At 71.1% G+C, this 6989-nt stretch carries 8 protein-coding genes; 2 read left to right on the top strand and 6 right to left on the bottom strand.

Annotated features, from left to right (window positions below; all coding sequences use genetic code 11):
• Positions 1-502 precede the first annotated feature (502 nt).
• The 6 genes from rdgB to HGB44_RS31270 form a co-directional block, all read right to left on the bottom strand.
• Complete coding sequence (rdgB, locus tag HGB44_RS31295; protein ID WP_061083703.1) at positions 503-1108, bottom strand: RdgB/HAM1 family non-canonical purine NTP pyrophosphatase; 606 nt, start codon at positions 1106-1108, stop codon at positions 503-505.
• A 40-nt stretch (positions 1109-1148) separates the two neighbouring features.
• Complete coding sequence (gene rph / locus HGB44_RS31290; RefSeq protein ID WP_082768660.1) at positions 1149-1868, bottom strand: ribonuclease PH; 720 nt, start codon at positions 1866-1868, stop codon at positions 1149-1151.
• 81 nt (positions 1869-1949) lie between these two features.
• Positions 1950-2702, bottom strand: a complete 753-nt coding sequence (locus HGB44_RS31285; protein ID WP_061083705.1) for an MBL fold metallo-hydrolase — start codon at positions 2700-2702, stop codon at positions 1950-1952.
• Between the two features lie 347 nt (positions 2703-3049).
• Positions 3050-3997 carry a PLP-dependent cysteine synthase family protein gene (locus HGB44_RS31280; RefSeq protein WP_061083706.1) on the bottom strand — a complete coding sequence of 316 codons (948 nt, stop codon included), beginning with the start codon at positions 3995-3997 and terminating at the stop codon, positions 3050-3052.
• 7 nt (positions 3998-4004) lie between these two features.
• Positions 4005-4283 carry a MoaD family protein gene (locus tag HGB44_RS31275; protein ID WP_061083707.1) on the bottom strand — a complete coding sequence of 93 codons (279 nt, stop codon included), beginning with the start codon at positions 4281-4283 and terminating at the stop codon, positions 4005-4007.
• 95 nt (positions 4284-4378) lie between these two features.
• Positions 4379-4813, bottom strand: a complete 435-nt coding sequence (locus HGB44_RS31270) for a Mov34/MPN/PAD-1 family protein (RefSeq protein WP_061083708.1) — start codon at positions 4811-4813, stop codon at positions 4379-4381.
• A 134-nt stretch (positions 4814-4947) separates the two neighbouring features.
• On the opposite strand from HGB44_RS31270, the gene HGB44_RS31265 reads away from it, so the two are divergent.
• Positions 4948-6249, top strand: coding sequence for a nicotinate phosphoribosyltransferase (locus HGB44_RS31265; RefSeq protein WP_061083709.1), 1302 nt, complete (start codon positions 4948-4950; stop codon positions 6247-6249).
• A 134-nt stretch (positions 6250-6383) separates the two neighbouring features.
• Complete coding sequence (locus HGB44_RS31260) at positions 6384-6953, top strand: nicotinamidase (protein ID WP_061083710.1); 570 nt, start codon at positions 6384-6386, stop codon at positions 6951-6953.
• Positions 6954-6989: the final 36 nt, after the last annotated feature.

The following is a 6989-nucleotide window of genomic DNA, read 5'->3' as shown; positions in this document are numbered from 1 at the left end:
CTGTTGAGTTCTCAAGAAACAACCGCTCTTCGCTTACGAGCCCACCCGGTGAGGGTGTTGCTTTTCCGCCGAAGGCGTCTGCGTTTCCGCTTTGTTGTGTCTTTACTTTATCAGGTGTTCCGCACCCTGCCAAATCGGCGGTTTCTGCGAAATTGCACCGGATCAAGAAGACCGGTTCCTCTTTCGAGGTAACTCCCCGAGCCTACACGCCCCGAGCACATGCTCGAACCATCGAAGCCTGGAGAGGAGGTCAGAACAGCGGTCCGGTTCCGAGTCGACCCCTTGGGGTGTCTCGCCGTCCCGCAGCGACCCGATCGAGTTTAGGCAACCTCAGCGGCGGCGTCAAATCCGCCTGGACTCGGAGGGGACTCCTGGTCCGGGGCCTGGTCGTTCGTCGGCTTGCTCGTCGTCTGACACTGACCCTTCCCGGAGGCCGCGGGGCCAAACACGGGAGGTCGGGGTTTTCTGTCCCCGGGGCGGGACCGCCCCGGGGACGAGGACCTCAGAGGATGTCCGCGAGCTCCCGGGCGAGCATGCGGAAGGCGATCCCCCGGTGGCTGATCGCGTTCTTCTCCTCCGGGGACAGCTCCGCCGTGGTGCGGCTCTCCCCCTCGGGGACGAACACCGGGTCGTACCCGAAGCCGTTCTCCCCGCGGCGCTCGCGCACCAGACGGCCGCGCAGCACCCCCTCGGCGACGGCCTCGGTCCCGTCGGGCATCACCAGCACAGCCGCGCACACGAACTCGGCGCCCCTGCGCTCGGCCGGGGCGTCGGCCATCTGGTCCAGGACCAGGTCCAGGTTGGCCCGGTCCTGGTCGCCCGCGCCGAAACGGCCCGCCCAGCGGGCGGACAGCACGCCGGGCATCCCGCGCAGTTCGTCCACGGCGAGACCGGAGTCGTCGGCGACCGCGGGCAGCCCGGTGTGCTCGGCGATGGCCCGCGCCTTGAGCAGCGCGTTGCCGAGGAAGGACGCCTCGGTCTCGGGCACCTCCGGCGCGTCCGGGAAGGCGTCGAGCGAGAGCACCTCGGCCTCCACCCCGGCGTCGGCCAGGATGGCCCGCATCTCCGGGACCTTCTTCGCGTTGCGCGTGGCCAGGACGATCTTCACGGTTCCCCCTCCCTGGGGCGCACCGCCGGTGGGGCGGCGGTCACTCCGACAGAGCCTTCTTCTGGATCGCGGTCAGTTCCCCGCAGCCGGAGACGGCGAGGTCGAGCAGCTGGTTGAGCAGGTCCCGGTCGAAGGGTGCGCCCTCGGCGGTGCCCTGCACCTCGATGAACTTCCCGTCGCCGGTGAGGACGACGTTCATGTCGGTGTCGGCGACCGAGTCCTCCAGGTAGTTCAGGTCCAGCCGGGGCTGGCCCTGGACCACGCCCACGCTGACCGCGGCCAGGGAGCCGGTCAGCGGGTTGTTCTTGAGCTTGCGGCGCTTGCGCAGCCACTTCATCGCGTCGGCCAGCGCCACGTACGCGCCGGTGATCGCGGCGGTGCGGGTGCCGCCGTCGGCCTGGAGCACGTCGCAGTCCAGGGTGATGGTGTGCTCGCCCATCGCCTTGAAGTCCACGACGGCGCGCAGGGAGCGGCCGACCAGGCGGGAGATCTCGTGGGTGCGGCCGCCGATCTTGCCGCGGACCGACTCGCGGGAGCCCCGGGTGTCGGTGGCGCGGGGCAGCATCGCGTACTCGGCGGTGACCCACCCCTCGCCGGTACCGCGGCGCCAGCGCGGGACACCGTCCTCGACGCTGGCGGCGCACAGCACGCGGGTGTCCCCGAACTCGACGAGTACGGAGCCTTCCGCGTGGCGGAGCCAGTTGCGGGTGATGGTCACAGGGCGGAGTTGGGTCGGAACGCGTCCGTCAGGTCGGGCCATGGACAAGAGCGTATATCCGTGGAGTGCCCCGCGGTGCTGGAGCGCGGAACCGCACGGCCGGACCCTTCCCCCCGGTCCCGGTCAGCCGCCGACCGTGTGCACCTGGCCGCTGCGGGCCAGGTCGATGGGGCTGCCGTAGGTGGAGCGCGCCTCCGTGAGGGTGACGTCGTCGTCGTTCCAGGGCACCAGGTGGGTCAGCAGCAGGCGGCGGGCGCGGGCCCGGCTGGCGTGCTCACCCGCCTCGCTGCCGGTCAGGTGCATGTCCTTGGGGTGGTCGAGGTGGTCCTGGAAGGCGGCCTCGCACAGGAACAGGTCGGTGTCGGTGGCCAGGTCCACCAGGGAGTCGCACACCCCGGTGTCTCCGGAGTAGGCCATGGCCGCACCGCCGTGCTCCAGGCGGATGCCGAAGGCCTCCACCGGGTGGTTGACGTGGTCGACACGGGCCCGGAAGGGGCCGAGCGAGAACGGGCCGGGGGCGAGCTCGTGGAACTCGAACGCCTCGGTCATGCCCGGTTCGGGGTCCAGGCCGTAGGCCTCGGCCATCCGCCGGGCCACGCCGCTGGGCCCGTAGACCGGGATGCGGGGCTTGGCGCCGCCCGGGTGGAACATCCTGGCCACCCAGTACGAGCACAGGTCGAAGCAGTGGTCGGCGTGCAGGTGGCTCAGGTAGACGGCGTCGACGGAGTAGATGTCGATGTGCCGCTGGAGAGCTCCGAGCGCGCCGTTGCCCATGTCGAGCAGGAGGCGGTAACCGTCCGCTTCGAGCATGTAGCAGGAAGCCGGGCTGTCCGGCCCGGGGAAGCTCCCCGAGGACCCGATAATCGTGAGTCGCACGTCGTCGTCGCCTTCTCGATGGGCCGCGCGGCGTCCGTGGCACCCCCGCCGAGAGTCTGTGCGGAGTGCGGATGGCGGCTGGTTCTGCGGATGTCCCGTTGTTACGGGTGTACCCCAATGCCCGGCCAGGTGGTACAAAATGTGTCCCGCGTCTCACGCGACCTCGGTCACGTGTGAATTTTTCACACCGCTTGACGACGTATGTCTTGTTTGTTCAGGGCCTGTTTCACCGGTGTTCAGAACAGCGCGGAGGCCGGCACCCGAAGGTGCCGGCCTCCGCCGGGGCCCGGGCCGCCGTTCCCCGGACGGGTCACGGCGGACGCCGGGCGGGTTCCGCAGCTCTGGGCCTAGGCCCAGAGCTGGCCGTCGAGGCGTTCCTCGGCCTCCTCCAGCGTGCCCTCGTAGGCGCCGGTGGACAGGTACTTCCACCCGGCGTCGGCGATGACGAACGCGATGTCGGCGCTCTCCCCCGCCCTCTCGGCCTTGCGGGCCATGCCCAGCGCGGCGTGCAGGGCGCCGCCGGTGGAGACGCCCGCGAAGATGCCCTCCTTGTCCAGGAGCTCCCGGGTCCGCCTGAGGGCGGCTTCGGAGGGCACGGAGAAGCGGGTGGTGAGCACCGACTCGTCGTAGAGCTCGGGCACGAACCCCTCGTCGAGGTTGCGCAACCCGTACACCAGCTCGCCGTACCGCGGCTCGGCCGCCACGATCTGCACGTCGGGCCGGTGTTCGCGCAGGTAGCGGCCCACTCCCATGAGGGTGCCGGTGGTGCCCAGCCCCGCCACGAAGTGGGTGATCCCCGGCAGGTCGGCGAGGATCTCGGGCCCGGTGGTCTCGTAGTGGGCCCGGGCGTTGGCCGGGTTGCCGTACTGGTAGAGCATGACCCATTCGGGGTGGGCCGCGGCCATCTCCTTGGCGACGCGGACGGCCTCGTTGGAGCCGCCCGCGGCGTCGGAGAAGTGGACCTCGGCGCCCCACATGGCCAGCAGCTGCTTGCGCTCGGCGGAGGTGTTCTCCGGCATGACGCAGACCATGCGGTAGCCGCGCAGCTTGGCGACCATGGCCAGCGAGATGCCGGTGTTCCCCGACGTCGGCTCCAGGATGGTGCAGCCCGGGGAGAGCAGCCCGTCCTTCTCGGCCTGTTCGATCATGAAGAACGCGGCGCGGTCCTTGATCGAGCCGGTGGGGTTGCGGTCCTCCAGTTTCGCCCAGAGCCGGACCTGCGGCGAGGGCGAGAGCCGGGGCAGGCCGACGAGCGGCGTGCCGCCGAGGGAGTCGAGCAGGGAGTCGTAGCGCATGTGCGGCCTAGCGGCTTCCGCCGGCCACGGCCGGCAGGATCGTCACGTTGTCGCCGTCGGAGAGCTCGGCCTCCAGACCGCCGACGAAACGCACGTCCTCGTCGTTGAGGTAGACGTTGATGAAGCGGCGCAGCTTGCCATCTTCCACCAGGCGCCCGGCGATGCCGGGGTAGCGGCTGTCCAGGTCGGCGAACAGCTTGCCGAGGGTGTCGCCGGAACCCTCGACGACCTTGGCGTCGCCGGTCAGGTTGCGCAGGATGGTCGGGATGCGGACCTCGATGGCCATGAAGGTTTCTCCGTTAGCGGTCGTTGGTGTGCGTTCATTGCCAACAGGGGGCGCGCGGTGCCCATTCCTGGGCGCCGCCCCGTGTGGTGTGGAACCTACGGGGCGGTCGCGGCGCCGTCGCCGGGCCCGGTGACCTCCACCGGTTCCTCGGTGACCTGGCCGTCGACGATCCGGTAGGAGCGGAACTCGACGGTGTCGGGCTCGCGCGTGGACACGAGCACGTAGTGGGCGCCCGGTTCGGACGCGTAGGAGACGTCGGTGCGCGAGGGGTAGGCCTCGGTCGCGGTGTGGGAGTGGTAGATCACGACGGGTTCCTCGTCGCGGTCGTCCATCTCCCGCCAGACCTTGAGCTGTTCGAGGGAGTCGAACCGGTAGAAGGTCGGCGACCGTTCGGCGTTGACCATCTCGACGAAGCGCTCGGGGCTGTCGGAGCCCTCGGGGCCGGCCACGACGCCGCACGCCTCGTCGGGGTGGTCGCGGCGGGCGTGTGCGACGATCCTGTCGTAGATCGCGCGATCAATCCTCAGCATGCCTCCCAGAGTACCTACATCCGGTTCCCTACCAACCAAATGGGTGTTGTTGGCGGGCGGTGAGGGCCGCGGCGGCCCGGTGCTGGTGGGGGCGGCATCATCCGGCCCGCCCGGCACGGATTAGGCTCGTGCGCATGAGCGAGGACAGCAGCAGCGCGCTGCTCACCGACCACTACGAACTGACGATGCTCCAGGGGGCGCTGCACAGCGGCGCCGCCGCCCGCCACTCGGTGTTCGAGATGTTCGCCCGGCGGCTGCCGGAGGGGCGCAGGTACGGGGTCGTGGCCGGAACGGGCCGCTTCCTGGAGCTGCTGGAGCGGTTCCGGTTCGGCACGGAGGAACTCGACTTCCTGTCCGACAACGGGGTCGTGGACGAGCGCACCGTGGAGTGGCTGGCCGACTACCGGTTCTCGGGCAACGTGTGGGGCTACGGCGAGGGTGAGGCGTACTTCCCCGGATCGCCCATCCTGGTGGTGGAGGCCTCCTTCGCCGAGGCCGTGCTCCTGGAGACCCTGGCCCTGTCGGTGTACAACCACGACAGCGCGATCGCCTCCGCCGCGACGCGGATGGTGGTGGCGGCGGGCGGGCGGCCGCTGATCGAGATGGGGTCGCGGCGCACGCACGAGCGGTCCGCGGTCGCCGCGGCCCGCGCCGCCTACGTCGCGGGGTTCGCCACCTCCTCCAACCTGGAGGCCGGGCGCTCCCACGGAGTGCCGACCGGTGGGACGGCGGCGCACGCGTTCACGCTGCTGCACGACAGCGAGCGGCACGCGTTCAAGGCTCAGCTGGAGTCCCTGGGCAGCGGGACGACGCTGCTGGTGGACACCTACGACGTGGAGCGCGCGGTGCGCACCTCCGTGGAGCTGGCCGGGTCCGAGCTGGGCGCGGTGCGGATCGACTCGGGTGACCTGGCCGCCCACGCCGGGCGCGTGCGGGCGCAACTGGACTCCCTGGGCGCGACGGACACCCGCATCGTGGTGACCGGGGACCTGGACGAGCACTCCATCCAGGCCCTGGCGGTGGCGCCGGTGGACGGCTACGGGGTGGGCACCTCCCTGGTGACCGGTTCGGGCGCGCCGACGGTGTCCCTGGTGTACAAGCTGGTGGCGCGGGCGCGCGGTCTGGAGGAGGACGCGCCGCTGGAGCCGGTGGCCAAGCGCTCGGTGGGCAAGCCGAGCCGGGGCGGGCGCAAGTGGGCGGTACGGCGCCTGGACGACAAGGGCACGGCTGTGGCCGAGGAGGTCTACCCCCATCCACCCTCCCCGCAGGTGGGGACGCGCCCGTTGCTGCGGCCGCTGGTCACCGACGGCGTGGTGGTGGGCCGCGAGAGCGTGCACGAGGCCCGGGAGCGGCACCGGGCGGCGGTGGCGGAGCTGCCCGAGGAGGCCCTGCGGATGTCGCGTGGCGAGGCCGCGCTGCCGACGGTGTTCCACTAGGGAGTGTTCCGCGGAGGCTCCCGCACCAGCGGGCGGCCGTCCGACTGATCTCCCGCATGATGGTTAGCGCAGGTCAACCGGGTGGCGGTACACGGGCCCGGTCGGGCCCGACGACGACGGAAAGGGGTGCCGTTGTGAGGGCGCTCATCGTGGTGGACGTGCAGAAGGACTTCTGCGAGGGAGGGAACCTGGGGGTGACTGGTGGAGCCGTCACGGCGGCCGCCGTCACCGAGTACGCCCGCGCGAGCGACTACGACCACGTGGTGGCCACGCGCGACTTCCACATCGATCCGGGGGAGCACTTCTCGGAGGAGCCCGACTTCGTGGACAGCTGGCCGCGCCACTGCGAGGCGGGCACGCCGGGGGTGGAGTTCCACCCCGGCTTCGACGCCTCGCTGGCCGAGGAGGTCTTCGACAAGGGGCACTACACGGCCGCCTACAGCGGTTTCGAGGGTGTGACCGGGGAGGGCGGGGTCACGTTGGGCTCGTGGCTGCGCGAGCGCGGGGTGGACGAGGTGGACGTGGTGGGCATCGCCACGGACCACTGTGTGAAGGCGACCGCCCTGGACGCGGTGGCCGAGGGCCTGCGCACGCGGGTGCTGCTCGGGCTGACCGCCGGGGTGTCGCGCCCGACCGTGGACGCGGCGCTGGAGCGGCTGCGCGAGGCGGGCGTGGAACTGGAGGGCGAGCCGCTGGTCGGCTGAGGCCTGCCGTGCGGAGCGGGGGGGGGGGGGGGGGGG

The sequence above is a fragment of the Nocardiopsis alborubida genome (assembly GCF_012396365.1).
Lineage (GTDB): Bacteria > Actinomycetota > Actinomycetes > Streptosporangiales > Streptosporangiaceae > Nocardiopsis > Nocardiopsis alborubida.
This window is presented reverse-complemented; position numbering and strand designations above follow the sequence as displayed.

Bases quoted from the DNA above. Each gene is read 5' to 3' on its own strand.
- rph (WP_082768660.1), bottom strand. From the start codon at position 1,868: ATGGCCCGACCTGACGGACGCGTTCCGACCCAACTCCGCCCTGTGACC.
- HGB44_RS31280 (WP_061083706.1), bottom strand. From the start codon at position 3,997: ATGCGCTACGACTCCCTGCTCGACTCCCTCGGCGGCACGCCGCTCGTC.
- HGB44_RS31275 (WP_061083707.1), bottom strand. From the start codon at position 4,283: ATGGCCATCGAGGTCCGCATCCCGACCATCCTGCGCAACCTGACCGGC.
- HGB44_RS31270 (WP_061083708.1), bottom strand. From the start codon at position 4,813: ATGCTGAGGATTGATCGCGCGATCTACGACAGGATCGTCGCACACGCC.
- HGB44_RS31265 (WP_061083709.1), top strand. From the start codon at position 4,948: ATGAGCGAGGACAGCAGCAGCGCGCTGCTCACCGACCACTACGAACTG.